At 43.5% G+C, this 16,123-nt stretch carries 12 protein-coding genes and 1 pseudogene; 6 read left to right on the top strand and 7 right to left on the bottom strand.

The window, feature by feature from the left end; all coding sequences use genetic code 11:
- The first annotated feature begins 84 nt into the window (after window positions 1-84).
- Together BLT94_RS08170 and BLT94_RS08165 are read left to right on the top strand one after the other, a co-directional pair.
- Window positions 85-762: a methylenetetrahydrofolate reductase C-terminal domain-containing protein gene (locus tag BLT94_RS08170; RefSeq protein WP_041279273.1), complete on the top strand. Its 678-nt coding sequence runs from the start codon at window positions 85-87 to the stop codon at window positions 760-762.
- 134 nt (window positions 763-896) lie between these two features.
- The gene (locus BLT94_RS08165; protein WP_014956425.1) at window positions 897-1,865 is read left to right on the top strand and encodes a methylenetetrahydrofolate reductase; all 969 of its coding nucleotides are present in this window, start codon (window positions 897-899) and stop codon (window positions 1,863-1,865) included.
- Between the two features lie 86 nt (window positions 1,866-1,951).
- Here the strand turns inward: BLT94_RS08165 and BLT94_RS08160 are convergent, their stop codons facing one another.
- Window positions 1,952-2,680, bottom strand: coding sequence for a hypothetical protein (locus tag BLT94_RS08160; protein WP_092232563.1), 729 nt, complete (start codon window positions 2,678-2,680; stop codon window positions 1,952-1,954).
- 263 nt (window positions 2,681-2,943) lie between these two features.
- On the opposite strand from BLT94_RS08160, the gene BLT94_RS08155 reads away from it, so the two are divergent.
- The 4 genes and pseudogenes from BLT94_RS08155 to BLT94_RS08145 form a co-directional block, all read left to right on the top strand.
- Window positions 2,944-4,365, top strand: a complete 1,422-nt coding sequence (locus BLT94_RS08155; RefSeq protein WP_092232561.1) for a Fic family protein — start codon at window positions 2,944-2,946, stop codon at window positions 4,363-4,365.
- A gap of 194 nt (window positions 4,366-4,559) precedes the next feature.
- Window positions 4,560-4,793, top strand: a complete 234-nt coding sequence (locus BLT94_RS08150; RefSeq protein ID WP_092232558.1) for a type II toxin-antitoxin system prevent-host-death family antitoxin — start codon at window positions 4,560-4,562, stop codon at window positions 4,791-4,793.
- Window positions 4,794-5,304: 511 nt separating this feature from the next.
- Window positions 5,305-5,580, top strand: coding sequence for a hypothetical protein (locus BLT94_RS22740; protein ID WP_245743049.1), 276 nt, complete (start codon window positions 5,305-5,307; stop codon window positions 5,578-5,580).
- A 166-nt stretch (window positions 5,581-5,746) separates the two neighbouring features.
- A pseudogene (locus tag BLT94_RS08145) lies at window positions 5,747-6,748 on the top strand (methyl-accepting chemotaxis protein); the annotation flags it as partial.
- 162 nt (window positions 6,749-6,910) lie between these two features.
- Here the strand turns inward: BLT94_RS08145 and BLT94_RS08140 are convergent.
- The 6 genes from BLT94_RS08140 to BLT94_RS08115 all read right to left on the bottom strand — a co-directional run bounded on the left by BLT94_RS08140 (window position 6,911) and on the right by BLT94_RS08115 (window position 16,115).
- Entirely contained in the window at window positions 6,911-7,597 is a 687-nt protein-coding gene (locus BLT94_RS08140) for an MlaD family protein (protein ID WP_092232555.1), read from the bottom strand.
- Window positions 7,598-7,815: 218 nt separating this feature from the next.
- Window positions 7,816-10,863 (bottom strand): efflux RND transporter permease subunit, encoded by a 3,048-nt coding sequence (locus BLT94_RS08135; RefSeq protein ID WP_092232552.1) that lies wholly within the window; start codon window positions 10,861-10,863, stop codon window positions 7,816-7,818.
- Window positions 10,860-11,981 carry an efflux RND transporter periplasmic adaptor subunit gene (locus tag BLT94_RS08130; RefSeq protein ID WP_092232549.1) on the bottom strand — a complete coding sequence of 374 codons (1,122 nt, stop codon included), beginning with the start codon at window positions 11,979-11,981 and terminating at the stop codon, window positions 10,860-10,862. Before BLT94_RS08130 ends, BLT94_RS08135 begins: the two co-directional genes overlap by 4 nt.
- Window positions 11,982-12,044: 63 nt before the next feature.
- Entirely contained in the window at window positions 12,045-12,506 is a 462-nt protein-coding gene (locus BLT94_RS08125; protein ID WP_014956433.1) for a MarR family winged helix-turn-helix transcriptional regulator, read from the bottom strand.
- A 259-nt stretch (window positions 12,507-12,765) separates the two neighbouring features.
- Window positions 12,766-13,863 carry an ABC transporter substrate-binding protein gene (locus tag BLT94_RS08120; RefSeq protein ID WP_092232546.1) on the bottom strand — a complete coding sequence of 366 codons (1,098 nt, stop codon included), beginning with the start codon at window positions 13,861-13,863 and terminating at the stop codon, window positions 12,766-12,768.
- Window positions 13,864-14,039: 176 nt separating this feature from the next.
- Complete coding sequence (locus BLT94_RS08115) at window positions 14,040-16,115, bottom strand: TonB-dependent receptor (RefSeq protein ID WP_092232544.1); 2,076 nt, start codon at window positions 16,113-16,115, stop codon at window positions 14,040-14,042.
- Between the last annotated feature and the right edge of the window lie 8 nt (window positions 16,116-16,123).

Below are 16,123 nucleotides of genomic sequence, written 5' to 3'. Positions count from 1 at the left end.
CGAAACAAAAATTTTCATACTGTTAAATTGTGCCAAAAAAAATTCAAGTTTTTGGAATGGTTAAAAAAACAATAGAGGTGAATCATGATAGTAGCAGATCGAAAATCTCTTCCTGAGATATTGGCGATGGTTGAAAATGATAAAAAAATTCTCATCATCGGGTGCAAAGGGTGCGTTACTGTCTGTAATGTCGGGGGATTAAAGGAGGTTGAAATACTGGCCTCGGTAATTAAAATCGCCAGAAAGAAAAATGGAAACGACATTGAAATTGATACTCAGGTTTTGGAAAGACAGTGCGACACCGAATATGTGGCCGGGATAAGCGATACCGTAGGGGATTATGATGCGGTTGTATCCCTTGCCTGCGGCGTGGGGCCCCAGTTTTTATCTGAAATGTACAAAGACCAGACCTTTTATCCCGGGGTCAACACCACCTTTTTCGGCGGTGCCACTCAGCACGGGATCTGGGAGGAGCGGTGCGCGGGCTGCGGCACCTGTGTGATTCACGATTTCGGCGGGCTGTGCCCCATATCAAGGTGTGCCAAAAGCCTTATGAACGGCCCCTGCGGCGGATCATCCAACGGGATTTGCGAGGTAAACAAAGACACGGTGTGTGTCTGGGATTTGATTGTCCGCAAAAAAATGGAGGCTGGAAAACTCGAAGACCTGATGGGTCTCAAGGGGATAAAAAACTGGCGCACGGCACGGGATGGCGGACCGAGAAGAAGCATACGCGAAGAATTGGTCAAGGGCAACATATAAATGCCACAGGCAGAGTCGGGATTTTATTTGGATCTGTCCGCAATATCCTAAAGGGCAGAAACCAAAGATGTAACGTTTTTTGTTTGAATTTTTTGAGAAGTTTTAGATAAAAACTGACAAAGGAGAAGACTCAAATGAATGAGCTTAAGTCAGGCAGCGAATTTAAACCAGGAAATGATCTTAAGTCGGGAAGTAATCTTGAAAAGGTTCTAAAGGCCGGTTATTTCGCATTCACAGGAGAGTGCGGCCCCCCCAAAGGTGCCAATGTCCGGCATCTGAAAGAAAAATTTCAATATCTCAAAGGCAATGTGGATGCTGTGAATATGACCGATAACCAGACAGCAGTGGTCAGGATGTCTTCTCTTGCAGGGTCGGCTCTGTTGGTTGAAGAAGGGCTGGAACCCAATTTTCAGATGGTCTGCCGGGACCGCAACCGCCTGGCCATCATGAGCGATATTTTGGGTGCCTATGCCCTGGGTATTCGGAATATGCTGTGTCTTTCCGGGGATCACCAGACATTTGGCAACCATCCTGAAGCCAAAAATGTTCATGATATTGATTCCATGCAGCTTATCTCAGTAGTAAAAAAGATGAGGGATGAGGAAAAGTTCATTAACGGTGAGGAAATTGATGTTGCACCCCGGATGTTCATTGGTGCGGCATGCAACCCTTTTGCCGACCCCTATGAATACCGGGTATACCGGCTGGCCAATAAAATAGAAGCCGGGGCGGATTTTATTCAGACCCAGTGTATCTTTAACATGGAAAAGTTCCGGGATTTCATGAAAAAGGCTGTGGACATGGGGCTTCATGAACGCTGCTATATTCTGGCCGGAGTTACCCCCATGAAAAATGCGGGTATGGCCAATTTCATGTCAAAATTCGTGCCTGGCATGGACATTCCCGATTCTCTGATCAAGCGCCTCAAGGGTGTGGACAAGCGTGACCAGGCAGAAGAGGGCATCAAGTTCGCCCTGGAACAGGTGGAAGAATTCAAACAGATGGAAGGGGTTTCAGGGGTACACATGATGGCCATTGAATGGGAACACAAGATGCCTGAAATCGCCGAACGGGCGGGGATGTTGCCCAGGCCTGCGGTGTAGGGCATGGCGTCCGGTTGTTTGACCTGGGTATCAAAAGGGAGGCAGCCTGACGGGAATATTTTTCAGGCTGGCTCTTTTTTTTAAATTTATCTATCAAGACGGTTTAGATATTCGAGAATTTGTTCGTTATTCATAAGGCTTTGGCGGTCTCCCATTTTTTTATTCATGTTGATTCGGGTCTCATATTCTGAAATCAAGTCACGATGCCCTGTACTATCTGCCTGGGTTAGAAAAGTTGTGCCATAGTGAAGGTGACTTGGATCAAAGGACAATATTGCATGATCAAGCAAGGATATTTCACCGGCATCATATAATTTTTGCGACAACTCAGCGGTCTCATCCGTAGTTATATTGCGGACGTCGTATTTTGAGGCTGTTTTTTGCCAAATGGATTCAGATCCTGTCAAAGTCGCATTCCCGGCGGAATCATCCTGCATGGCAGATTCAGCCGCAAGACGTTTCTGGATCTCTTCTGAGATGGTTTTTTCAATGGCGGCACGGTCTTTGGGCGACATTTTGCCAAGGTCTTCTTGTGTGATCCCCATTGCCATAAGGATTTCATCTCTGAGTTTCTCTATTCTTCGGAGCTGAAGTTCCTTGAAATAGCCGGCAAACCCTTTTTCTTTGATGATGGCGACATCGTCACTCGCATGGGAATTATCTGCCTGGTTTTGCCCGGTATTGACAGTATTTTCCATCTGCTTTTCCAAAAGCCCGGCAAACTGGCCTAATGTGTCTGTTATCTTTTGGCCATGGGAACTTTGGGTCGTCAACGGTAGCGATCCTGAAGCAAATGAAGCCGTTTCAATGGTCATATTGTTCTCCTTTTTTTGGGGGTTGTCCTTCTGTTGTAAAAAAAAAGCAATATTCAGGCCAGATTAAATATTATTTTGAGGGCCAGGGATTCAAGAATACTCGAATTTAATAAAGATCAAGTTCATGTGTGTTTGTTTTAAGAAATTTTCATATTGACGCACGACACAAAGTCGTGACATATTAGTGTCGCGATTTAGTGTCACAAAGCGTGGTGTGTGACAGATAAATTTGTTTTTCATAAATTTTTTAAAGGAAAAAATGTATGTCGCGTGTCATGCCTGCCGAAGAGTTGGATCTGATCGAACGGGTGATTTTAAATCATCCCGAAGGAATAGGAATTTCATTGCTGGAGAGCGTCCTGGCAAATCATCTGTCCCAGGCTCTCACTCGCCGCACCTTGCAGCGCCGTTTAAGTCGTCTTCTGGCAGACAAGCGCATCATAACAAAAGGCAAGGGTATTGCATTGGTTTACAAACCCAGTCCGGGTGTGTCTCTTGCTTCCGTGCAGGTAGCTGTGGAACCTTCCATTCGGGATGGATTGGAAGAATACGTCCCGGTTTCCCCGGAGGGTGCTATTATTCGAGACCTTGTGCAGCAACCCCTGATGCGGCGAAAACCAGTGGGATATCATCGGTCGTTTTTGGAAGACTATGAGCCTGGCGTCACTTTTTATCTTTCCGAAACTCTGCGCACCCAGTTCCATGAAATGGGACGAACACCAACAGGGGGACATCCTGCAGGCACTTATGCCAGGGAAATTCTGAACCGATTGTTGATTGACTTGTCATGGGCCTCTTCCCTTTTGGAGGGAAATACTTACAACCGCCTTGATACACTGAATTTGATCGAATTCGGCCAGGCGGCAGAGGGCAAGGATATCCGGGAAACCCAGATGATCCTGAATCACAAGGCAGCCATTGAAATGCTCATTGAATCGGCTGATCAGATCGGGTTTAATCCTTTCACCTTTCTCAACCTGCACGCTATCCTGTCGGATAACCTTCTTCCCAACGAAGATGCATGCGGTCGATTGCGCCGCAGGCCGGTAAGCATTTCCGGGTCGGTTTTCCATCCGTTGGCAATGCCCCAGGTTTTGGAGGAGTGTTTTTATCTGGTGTTGCTGAAAGCCTCAGCCATTTCCGATCCATTTGAACAGGCTTTTTTTATTATGGTGCAACTGCCATATCTCCAGCCTTTTGAAGATGTTAACAAGCGTGTCTCCCGTTTAGGGGCGAATATCCCATTGATTCGACACAATCTGTGTCCCCTTTCTTTTGTTGATGTGCCTGAGCAGGCCTATACGGAAGGCACTCTGGCCGTGTATGAATTCAATCAGATTGATTTGCTTCGGGATGTATTTGTATGGGCCTATGAACGCTCATGTCAGCGTTACCTCGCGATCACTCAAACCATGGCTGAACCTGATCCGCTTCGCATTCGGTATCGGGAGGCATTAATCCTCACCGTCCGGAAAATTGTCCTGGAGTGCAGGGTTCCTTCCATAAATAATATTGAGCAAATAGTGGATGACAAGGTGTCGGAAAATGACAGGGAAGCCTTTGGCAAAATAGTGCATGACAGCTTGCAGCGCATGCATGAAGGAAGCGTGGCCAGATACCGGCTGAAATTGTCACAATTTCAATTGTGGAAACCGATACGGGACAGGTATATTCAAGATACATGAGATAGCGCTTGATGATCTTTCACCAGAAAAAATTTAAAAATTGTTCAGATGGATTCCCTTTTTTATAATTATTCTGGGCTATTGAAATTTATAAAGAATACAAATAAAGATGATCATTACTTTTGAAAGTTTGAATGGGGCACTGCTTATGGAGGTGATTAAGACGCTCTTGCTTCGCCTTAAGCACTTCCCTTATACCAAACGTTATTATTACCCAGCATGGAAAAGGAGTTGCAGTCCTTTTGGGTGTATCTGAATATGAAGCCATGCAAGACAAACCCTCTGCCGCAGAAAAATGGATTAATACGATATTTTCAAAAGTTGAGCAACTGCAATTCTCGATCTTTACGATACGCCATGGCCGACAAATATTGCAGCCGCTGTCCGTCAAAAGAGTTAAAACGGATTCAAAGGTCTCAACGGCGTAAAGCCCCTTAAAATAGGCATTTATAGAAAATTAGAAGCACGACCAAAAGGAGAGTTTCGCTCTAAATCAAGTAAAATCGTCAAAGAGCGTTTGAAATTAACTCGTTCCACTAAAAATAACGCATTAAAAACTGGACAATCGAATAATATATTTATAATACATATGAAATCAATTTTATTTCATGTCTCCAGTTCATATTGCTCACAAATTGATCCGCTGATTCAAAAATATTGATTAGGTGCTGACAACAAACACGATTTCATCCGTTGAGGGAGACTTGTAAATAATTATATTTTACTCAAAGCTCCGTTTTTTTTATTCTGATTTTTTAAAACAACTGTTTATCCAGCCTTTTTCAGTTTACTAAAAACCGGACAATTGAGTTTTATCAAAGCACTTAAAATCATAAAAAGGAGAAGAGCAAATGTTTAAAAACATGAAACTTGGTACGAAAATTTTTAGCACAGTCTGAAGCCATAAGGGAAGATCAAAAACTACAATTGACTCAAGCAATGAAAAAATTTGCCGGCGATGATGTTATCAATGATAAGCTTAAAAAAGCGGATGATGCCAACAGGCTGATCAAATGGTTTATGGACGGTCGTAAAAACGAAAAAGAATTCATCATATCCAAAGGAGAAAACAAGTGGCGGGAGAATGTTGATACAAACCTGGCAAAGATCCTGGCGTTGTCATATGATTTGAAATTACGGTTTAAACAAAGCCGGAATATTGAACAGATAAATTCTGTTATTGCGGCTATCCGGCAATATGATAAAGCTTATTAATAATTTTGCAGAACTTATGAAAATACAAAAAATTACCGATGACAGGATGGTCAAGTCAGCAAGGGGTGTCAATGAAGTCTGTACGGCAGCAAGGGGGGATCAAAAGGCAAAAATGGGACGGCAGATTTCAACTGCAAATAGCATCATGCTAACCGGAACAATTATTGCGATTTTTCTGGGTCTTTTATTTGTATTCATTATTACAAGAATCATTACCAAGCCACTGAACATAGTAATCCAGGGCCTGGGCGAAGGAGCCAGCCAAGTTGCCTCAGCTTCTGGCCAAGTGTCTTCAACCAGTCAGTCACTGGCTGAGGGCTCTTCAGAGCAAGCAGCTTCCATATAAGAGACTTCGTCATCCATGGAGGAAATGTCTTCAATGACAAAGAGAAATGCTGAAAATGCAGGACAGGCCGATGCGATCATGAAATATTCAAGTAAGGTTGTCAGCGCTGCCAATGAATCAATGACTCAACTGACCCAATCCATGAAAGAGATTTCAAACGCCAGTAAAAAAACTTCTAAAATCATAAAAACCATTGATGAGATTGCTTTTCAAACCAATCTTCTGGCGCTTAATGCTGCTGTTGAGGCTGCCAGAGCAGGAGAAGCAGGCGCAGGATTTGATGTTGTGGCAGATGAAGTAAGAAACCTGGCCATGAGGGCCGCAGATTCTGCAAATGAAACTTCTTCGCTGATAGAAGGAACCGTTAACAAGGTCAATAATGCTTCCAGGCTGGTTTCAACTGCCAATGAAGCATTTTGTAAAGTTACTGAAAGTTCAGGAAAGGTAGCTGCTCTAATATCAGAGATATCAAATGCTTCCAAAGAGCAGTCTGATGGAATCAAGCAGGTTAACAGTGCTATCGGTGAGATGGATAAGGTTATTCAACAGAATGCGGCCAATGCTGAAGAATCTGCTTCTGCATCAGAAGAGTTGAGTGCCAAGGCAGAACATCTCAAAGAATTTGTAGCAGACCTTGTTTCTCTTGTTACCGGGGACAAGAATAGAAGCTCTGGAAGGTCTTATGGAATAATAACCCGAAAGATTTCAGCAAAACATGACGAAGCTTCAGTTCAGGGCAATAAAATATTGTCCGGTGCAAAGGAAGTCCGGCCGGACCAGGAGATACGGTTTGTCAAAGATGATGATTTTGAATCTTTTTGATTAATTTCTGGCGAGCTTTGTCTGAAAAAGGCATCCCTTCCGTGCGTCTACTCGCCTCACTGCTTCTATCCGGTCCTGTTCGCACAGACACATGAAAATATCGACAAGGCCAACACGGGTGCTGGCAGACTTCAGGCAAAGCCGCCGCTGTATTTTTCCCTGTTAAATCTCCTGAAGCTTGCCAAACTCTTTTTCCAGTTCCCTGGCCTTGTCGTTTTGTCCCTGCTGCTCAAGGCTTTTGATGATTTCTTTGAATTTTTCTTCCAGTTTTGGAATAATATCGTTACGGATGTTTTCCTGCATCTCTTTGCTTGATGATTCAAGCCTGGTTTTAAGTTCTGATAATTTTTTTTTCAAGTTTTTGTATTGGTCTGATTCCGGGATTTTTTCAATGTCTGTAAGCATTTTGGAAAAAGCGTTTTCAATTGTCTGGCCCAGGGATTCAAGGGCTTTGGCATAAGGGATGAGAGTACGTTTAGAGGTGCCTTGAACAATTGTGCCTGGGTCAAGTTTTTTGCCGCCCGGATTCTTCTGTTCCAAAAAAACAGCTTTTGATTCTGATTTTGAGTTTGAGGAAAGAGGCGATACATCAATGTAAAACTGTGTATCTTCGGTGGCTGCATGGGAAAATTCTTTCTGGATTTGGATTGAGACAAGAAAGTCGGCATCCTTGGTATAGGATATGGTTTTGACTTTACCTATGGTGGTTGAGTTGAAGATCACCGGGTCATCTTGTGTAAGACCGTCAATTTGTTTGAATTGAACAGACAGGGTTAGACCGGTACAGGCGCTCAAAAAAAAGAGGCTTGCAAGCAGGCCAAAAATTGTGGATTTTAACGTCAGAGTCATGACTTTGTATTCTCCTTGATCTTTCTTGTCAGTGTTGCTTGTTTTTATCTAATCCAATACAGCAAATATTCGATTTTATTATTTGATCGCATCGTAATATTCATGAACTTCATTGTATCATTTTTAGAAATATCCACAACAAATTTGTCGTTACATGAGGAGAAGCCCAAGTATTTGTAGTCAGTAATTTATGAAAAATAAATTCATATGATCTGTTCCTAAAAATGCTTAACACCAGGCCTGCGGACTGAAAATAGCGTGCTGAAAAACACCGGCACGACAAACAGGGTCAGCAGCGTGGCAAAGCTGAGGCCTCCCATGATGGTTGCGGCCATGGGGCTGAAAAAGGCATCTGTCAGCAGCGGAATCATGCCGAGTACGGTGGTGAAGGTCGCCATGGTGACCGGGCGGATACGGCTGGCGGAAGACTCAACCACAGCCGTAAAAGGTTCCTTTCCGTCGGCGAGTTCCGCTTTGATCTGATCGAGCAAGACGATTTCGTTTTTGATCAACATGCCAAACAGACTTAAAAAACCGAGCATGGCCATGAATCCGAATGCCTTGTCGGCAATGAGCATGCCGGGGGCTACGCCCACAACAACAAGCGGCAGTCCCATGAAAATGATAAGGGGATACCGCAGGCTGTTAAAGAGAAGAACGGTGACAAGAAACATCCCGGCAAAGGCAATTGGAAAATTGGACATCAGTTTGGTGTTGGCTTCGATTTGCTCCTCATGTTCGCCGCCCCATTCCAGGTTGTAGCCTGGAGGCAGTTTTAATTTTTTCTCAATGATCGGGGATAATTGGCGAAACAGCGCGTCAGTTGTGCCTTCACGCTGTTTACAGAGGACCCGCAGGGTGCGTTTCTGGTTGAGGCGGTGGATGACGCTGTCCTCCACCCCGGTGATTTTCCTGTTGGTCACCTGTTGCACGGGCACCCATTTATTTTTTGCTTGGCTGAACACCTGCACCTCATCAAAAAAGTCGATATTATTACGCTGCTTTTTCGGCGGCCGCAGGATAATGGGGAGCAAATCATCTCTATGCCTGTACTGGCCAACAACAGAGCCGGTAAAGTTCATGGCAATGGAGGAGCCAATCTCCGGACGGGAAATCCCCAGACCCTGTGCCCGAAGGTCTGCAAAATCAACTTTGCTGACCTTGATCTGGTTGCCCCAGTCCGTACGGATACTGCGGCTGTTGGGATTTTCAGCCATGATTTTTTTGACCTGCCCGGCAAGATTGCGCAGAATTTTTGTTTCCGGCCCACTCAGACGGGCTATCACGGCACCGCCACCCGGGCCGAGTTTAAAGGCGTCTACACTGCCTATGACCTGTGGAACCTCCTTGTCCAGGTATTGTTGAATGTTTTTTTTCAGTTCAGGAACTCGGCGGAAATCATCCACATCAATCAGCAGTTGAGCATATGCACTGTCCGGCATCTCCGGGGAAAAGGTCAGCAGAAAGCGCAGCGGCCCCCGACCGATAAAGCCTGAAATATTCTGTACTCCTTCAAGGCGGGCAACGTATTTTTCAACCTGTTCAAGCTGCTTTTCAGTGCTGTTGATATGAGTCCCCTGGGGCATCCAGATATCAACGGTGAACTGTGAGCGGTTTGTATCGGGCATAAAATCCTGCTTAACATGACTAAAGCCCCACACGGCGACCACCAGCAATCCTATGACTCCTGTCAGGGTAAGCCACCGGTGATCAATGGCTTTTCCGACAATGGTTTTGTAATATTTGAAAAAGCGTTGTGAATGTTTTTTTTTGCCATTGTTTTTGGGAACAGGCAATATCATGACACAAAAACAGGGTACAGTGGTGATGGCGAAAAACCAGCTCAGTCCCAAAGAGATACATATCACCTGGAACAGACTGGCCAGCCATTCGCCGGTCATATCCTTGGACAGGGAGATGGCGGCAAAGGCCAGAATGGCGATAATGGTCGCGCCCAGCAGGGGCCACATGGTCTCTTTGACCGACTGATCGGCGGCTTCTTCTCGCCCGATGCCCTGGCGCATTTTGATGATGATTCCTTCCGTAACAACGATGGCATTGTCCACCAGCATGCCAAGGGCGATAATCAACGCACCCAGAGAGATTCGCTGCAAGGTGATGCCATAGGATTTCATGACCATCAGGGTCGCAAAAATGGTGAGAATCAGCACAAAACCGATGATAATACCCTCGCGCCAGCCCATGAAAACAACCAGCAGCAGAATAACAATGGCAACTGCACTGATAAGGTTGGAGACAAATCCTGAAACCGACTTTTCAACTATTTTGGATTGACTGGTGATGGTATGGATGTTTATGCCAAAGGGGGTATTTGCCTGCAGTTCTTGAAGGCGTTGATCAATGGAGTCGCCCATGGAAATGACATTGCCGCCGGATATGGTTGAGATGCCTATGGCCACGGCCTCTTTTCCGTTGTAGCACATGAGTTCCGCAGCCGGTGTGATAATGTCATGTCTTATCCTGGCAATTTCTTTCAGCCTGATCATGCTACCTTCGGAGCCGCTTATGAGCTGGTTGGCGATATCCTCTATTGAGGTGTAATCTCCTGTAATGCGAAAAGGGATGTATTCCGAACCTACCTGCACGGCTCCTGCCGGGGTGACGCTGTTTTGACCTTTGAGAGTGTCAAAGATTGTGTTGGGATTCAAGCCAAGTTGTGTCAGTTTGGCCCGGTCAATTTCGATAAAAACAGCTTCTCTGGGAAGACCCCAGAAATCAATTCGGCCTACATCGTTGCAGGTGAGCAGTTCCCGGCGCAAATCTTCCGCATATGCCTTAAGCTGCTTTTTATCATATCCGTCTCCGGTGATGGCAAAAAGTACCCCGTAAACATCACCGAAATCATCATTGACTATTGGCGTCTGACATCCCGCAGGCAGTTGGCCGTTGACAGAACCCACCTTGCGGCGCAGCTCGTCCCATACCTGGGGAAGATTGTGTTTGTCGTAAATTTCTTGTGTCTCTGCAAAAATAATCGAAACGCCTGCTCTGGATATGGAGCGGACCTCCTTGAGCTGTTTTAATTGCTGGATGGCAGTTTCAATGGGTTCGGTCACCTCAAGCTCCACCTGTTTTGCAGACGCTCCAGGGTAATGGGTATGGATCACTGCTTCTTTGATGGTGAATTCCGGGTCTTCCAGGCGTCCGATATTCAGGAAACTGAATATTCCGCCAAGGGCAATAATGGTGCTGAAAACCAGGGTGACCACTTTGTAGCGGACAGCATATAAACATAGATTATTCATCCTTCCAGTCCTTTTTTACCGGCCTTCATCGGGCGAACTCGTTGTTCTTCGTCAAGGCTGTGTAAACCGGCGGTTGCCACCAGTTCATCAGATCTTATCCCTTTGGTCACTTCGATGCTGTTGCCATGCATTGGGCCTATAACTACCTGCTGTTTTCGGGCTTTTTGTGTTTGTGGATCGACAATCCAGACATATGGATCAGCATTGGGATCAAAAACCACGGCCTCAACCGGAATCAGTACGGAAAAATTTTCCACCTTGTTTTTTGCAGATTGTTTAACAATACCGCTGACCGTTGCCGTCATGCCGGGGAGAATATGCATATCTGCCGGAGAGGGCAGTTTGATAATCAAGGCGTAGGTGCGGGTGTCATTGCTTGATTCCATTCTCAGCTCCATTGCCTCGGCTGCAAATGTGAGATCCTGATTTGCATCAAAACAGACATTCAGCTGATCCAGTATCTCTGTCCCTCCAAGGGCAACCAGTTGTTCCGGCAACTGCACTTCAACTTCTATTCCGGAAATATCCTGCAGCAGGAGAACCGGCTCTCCTTTGTTCACATGCTCTTTTCTCTCTGCATAGCGTTTTGATACCAGGCCGTCAAAGGGAGTGATAAGCCGGGTATCGGTCAGGGCCTTTTCCTTCATGTCCAGTTCAGCCCGGGCGATATCATGGACGGATTGCGCAGTATCAAACTGGGCTTTGCTCACCACATTTTCCTTATAAAGCTTTGAAGTACGCTGAAAATTCAGTTTTGAAGCCTGATATCCGGCCCTTGCCGCCCTGACTGCGTATAGATGATTCTTATGTTCAAGAGATGCAAGCAAATATCCTTTTTTTACCTGTTGTCCTTCAAGAATGTTCAGCTGTTCGATCTGGCCCGCTATTTGAAAAGACAGTTCAGCCCGTCGAGCAGCTTTAACCTTGCCTGGAAACCGGAAGTTCTGTGCATTCGGGTATGGTTTTGCCAGGGCCGTTGGAATCGGTTGGACAATGTGTTTTTCTGCTTGATTCTGCACAGAAATGATTTTGGAAAACAGCAGATCTTCAGTGCCCGGGAAAAGCAGTATAAAAGCCGGCAGCGCTAAAGCGACTATACATGCGATTGTTTTTTTCATGATTATTTCCTTTTGTAAGTTTATTAAGTTACTTAACTATTTTTATAAAAAAATATAGCACCGTTATTTGGTGTTCAACCGTTCATCCATAATAGAATTAAGGTTGTCCAATAATTCGTTCAACCGTATCAGAACGTCAATTTCCACACAGTCAAATGTTTTCAGAATACGTTTAAGATCCTGGCTATGCATCCTGGCGTGCGCTTCAAAGGTCTGCCAACCCAGAGGTGTCAGGGAAAGCTGTAACTCCTTATTGCTGTGGCCGGCCTGTTTTTTGATCACAAATCCCTGCATAGTTAATTTGGAGACCAGTTGGGAAGCTGCGCTTTTGGTAAAACCGAAGTATTTGGCGATTTCTGTCACATTGGTACACTTTTTTTCACCAATGCTTTCAATGGCGTGGGCTTCACGCGTTGAAACACTTACATCACAGGTAACGCCAATGGACAATGTTTCCACCTCGGCAAACTTGCGGGTAATCTGCATGAGAGTATTTATAACTTTTTTTTTCAGTTCCTGATTCATAAAATAGATAATAAAGCACCTTAACTATTTTGGCAATATTTTTTTTAACGCTGCCGTCCGGATCAGGTGGCATCGATTCATAACAAACTGACGGCAAAGATTGTTTACAGCCTATGTGAAACCATCAAAACACGACAGTATGTTGTTGTTTTTCGCACAAATTTAGTTATAGTGACGACCTATAATCTCATTTCAAGCAGATCTCGGTATTTTTAAAATAACATTAATTCGGTCAAAATTTTGATACCGGCAAAAAAGATTAGAATCCGGGATAAACAAAGATTCCGCGTTTGCTAAGATCAATGTCTGTGCCTATAAACCGGGTAAGGTATTCCTGGTGAACAGAACGCGGATCAAAATTTAAAAACAGATCGGGATGAAACCATTTGGCAAGATATGCAAGGGAAATGACAAAGGCGGGTGTATAAAGAAAATGCGGACTTATCATGTACACGGCATTGTTTTTGACTGCTTTGCACTCGGCCAGAAAAGGAATTTGCATAAGCTGTTGTCTGTAAGAAGAAACAATTGAGCTGTCAACCATATCCGGGCCAAAACCATTTGAAATTGAATCTTCACAGATGATAATATCAATGTCCTGCTGTGTCAGCCATTCAGGATCAATTGATTGTATCCATCCTCCATAGGCATTTAAATCCGCGGCAACATTTATTCCGCCTGCGATTTCATTGATTGTCGTCATGCCGATGAATTGATTGGACATGGTCGTGAATTTTTCAACTTTTCCCGGACTCCATTTTAAAAAATATCTTTTTTTCTGTTCGGTCGCAAGTTTTGAAGTTTTATCAAGAATTCTTTTCAGCACATTTTCATACCAACTTATATATTCTGAAATCTTATCGGTTTTTCCGAATATTGTGCCCAGAATTTCAAAATTTCTTTTTATGGTATGACGATCAAACAGATTCAGGGCAACCACCGGGATATGGGATTGGATTTTTTCGGCCATTTCTTCAAATCCCTTCATGGGAGCTTTAAAGGTCAGAAAACAATCGGCATTCAGCTCTAAAAGTCTTTCAAAATTGAGGCTGTAAGGAGATCCTTTTGTTGTATTGGAAGCGGGAATGCGATCAATGTCCGGATAAAAACCAGGGTTTAACACAACAATTTCCCGGGCAACGATTTTATCCCAGGCCCCGGCTATTTTAAGGGCATCTGTAAGGCAAATGCCGGTGAAGGCCACTTTTTGCACAGGCTTTTTAATTGTAACAACCCGATTCAGAGCATCGGTCAAGGTTGTTTTTGTGCTATTATAATCTGCATTTGCAGCGATTGCTGAACAAAATATCAGTACGCATAACAAGCAAAGTGTTAAGCAAATTGATTTTCGCCTCATAACACCACCTCGTTTTTATATTCCTTAAATGATGCACTTTGATTCCTAAGCTTTTATCACTGTTATCATCGGCATTTATTTTGTGTGGTTGTTTTTTTATTTTTCACACCGCATCAGTTCATTATGCTTTCTTGGTTTATGCTTTCTTCGTTTATTTTAAATTATATTTTGGTTTTTTAAAATTTGAGAGCGGCTATCAGGCCAAATACTCTGGGAGAGCCAACATTATTGAGAACTCCTATGTTTGTAAAATATTCCTGATCAAAGATATTTTTACCATAACAATATAGTTCCCATGATGAAGCTTCGTATCCTATTTTTGCATTGTATATCTCATAAGCTTTTTGTTTTTTTGTATTAGCCGAGTCAAAATAGCTGTCACCATAGCCGATAATATCAGCACGGGCAAAAAAGCCTGAGTCGTGACGGTATGAAATGGCAAAATTAAAACTGTATTCCGGTGTTCGGATCAATTTTTTTCCAGAATAATCCGTGGTTTCATCAAAAATATACTCATCATATTCTCCGCCAATCATTCCTAAAGCAGCCGTAATATCAAGGCCGTTCATCACATCCAATATAGCTTCAATTTCAATGCCCTGGCTGTGTGCCGCTCCTGCATTTGATGCCACAAATGTTCCGCTGTCAATGCCTTCTATCAGAACATGTATATCTTTGATGTCCATATAATACATGGCTGCATTTAATATGAGTCTGTTATCAAAACTTTTTGTTTTAATTCCCATCTCATAATTGACGGATGTTTGATTATCAATTCTTGCAAAATCTTTATTTGCCTCGCAAAAATTGTATCCTCCGGCCAGATACCCCTTGGCCACACTTGTATAAACCATGAAATTGTCATTGTAATTCCATGAAATAACGCCTTTGGGAATAAAGGTATCCCAGTCATCTTCAGCATGATAGGTTACAGGATCTTTTACAAGCTCTTTGGTATCTGTGCGGCTTTCTTCATATTTGTAATCCATTTCAATATCTGTTTGCTCATATCTCAGGCCGGTGGTGAAATTGAATTTTCCAAAGGGCAGGGTAACTTCTCCAAATGCCGCCAGAGTATCATTATATGTTTTTGCAGGCCAATCCATATATGTATCATAGCCCAGCATAGCAGTGGTATTAAATGCGGCAAACATATTTTTATTATCCACGTCCTCTTTTGAGAAAAACAGTCCGCCCATCCATTTTAAAGCATTGGGGCCGGGTGATTGAATACGCAGTTCCTGTGTAAAACCGATCACCTCCTGGTCCATACCCCCGTCAATCATGGATGCCCCTTCATGCAGTCTTTCGCTGAATCGTTCAATTTTTGAATCACTGTATGTGGTAATTGATTTGAGTTCTGCATTCTCCAGGCTGTAATTTATGCCAAGACTGGAATTAAAGATGTCTTTTGTTAATTCATCATCTGGGTTTTTATATGAGTGATAGCTGACTTGATTTTCAGTCTTGTAAATTGTCGGTGTGTGTCCGCCTGAACGGTTGGAAAACGATGTATTAAAATCCATTTCCATTTTATCTGTTGGAATCCAGTTGAGCCTGGCTCTAAAGCTGTTTTTATGAAAGCCGTCATAGGTGTCTTCATCAGGATGATCATTTGTCATATATCCGTCTGTTTGCCTGTAGTTTTCCGAAAGGCTGAAAAATAATTTATTATTGATGATGGGGCCGTTTATATACGCTTTTACCCCATATGTTTGATCTTCAGCAATCTCAGTGCTTATTTTTCCCTCCATAGTATTGCCTGGTTGCTTGGTGATGATGTTAACGATTCCTCCAATGGCATTTTTCCCATACAATACGCCCTGGGCGCCTCTCAATACTTCTACTCTTTCCACATTATTCAGATCTATATCCATAAACGGCACTTTATCGTTGGGAACACCGTCAATATATATGACCACGGGATTTTTAAATGTGTATTTGCTGCTGCTTAATCCTCTGAAGCTCACTTCTCTAAACCCGCCATTGTCATTTGCTTTAAGGTTGGGTACTAAATTCATAATGTCGGATAAATTATTAATATTTGCATCTTTGATATCTGTTTGAGTAAAAACACTTACCGCTGCCGGGATTTCCTGGATTTTTTGTTCATGTTTATTTGCTGTAACCGTTATGTCATCAAAAGCATGTGTTTTGCTTTCATTTGCATTTGCTTTATTGAAAAAGGTCAGCAGTACAACACTGAAAAAGAGAACAAAAATTGTATGGTATTTTTTTGTTTGAATAGTCACTCCTTGCT

Origin of the sequence: Desulfobacula phenolica, from assembly GCF_900105645.1 — a bacterium.
GTDB lineage: Bacteria > Desulfobacterota > Desulfobacteria > Desulfobacterales > Desulfobacteraceae > Desulfobacula > Desulfobacula toluolica.
Note: the sequence above shows the minus strand (reverse complement) of the source record. Positions and strands in the feature narration are given on the sequence as shown.

Excerpts from the sequence above, each read along its gene's own strand:
- BLT94_RS08170 (WP_041279273.1), top strand. The coding sequence starts at position 85 with ATGATAGTAGCAGATCGAAAATCTCTTCCTGAGATATTGGCGATGGTT.
- BLT94_RS08165 (WP_014956425.1), top strand. The coding sequence starts at position 897 with ATGAATGAGCTTAAGTCAGGCAGCGAATTTAAACCAGGAAATGATCTT.
- BLT94_RS08160 (WP_092232563.1), bottom strand. The coding sequence starts at position 2,680 with ATGACCATTGAAACGGCTTCATTTGCTTCAGGATCGCTACCGTTGACG.
- BLT94_RS08155 (WP_092232561.1), top strand. The coding sequence starts at position 2,944 with ATGTCGCGTGTCATGCCTGCCGAAGAGTTGGATCTGATCGAACGGGTG.
- BLT94_RS22740 (WP_245743049.1), top strand. The coding sequence starts at position 5,305 with ATGAAAAAATTTGCCGGCGATGATGTTATCAATGATAAGCTTAAAAAA.
- BLT94_RS08140 (WP_092232555.1), bottom strand. The coding sequence starts at position 7,597 with ATGACTCTGACGTTAAAATCCACAATTTTTGGCCTGCTTGCAAGCCTC.
- BLT94_RS08135 (WP_092232552.1), bottom strand. The coding sequence starts at position 10,863 with ATGAATAATCTATGTTTATATGCTGTCCGCTACAAAGTGGTCACCCTG.
- BLT94_RS08130 (WP_092232549.1), bottom strand. The coding sequence starts at position 11,981 with ATGAAAAAAACAATCGCATGTATAGTCGCTTTAGCGCTGCCGGCTTTT.
- BLT94_RS08125 (WP_014956433.1), bottom strand. The coding sequence starts at position 12,506 with ATGAATCAGGAACTGAAAAAAAAAGTTATAAATACTCTCATGCAGATT.
- BLT94_RS08120 (WP_092232546.1), bottom strand. The coding sequence starts at position 13,863 with ATGAGGCGAAAATCAATTTGCTTAACACTTTGCTTGTTATGCGTACTG.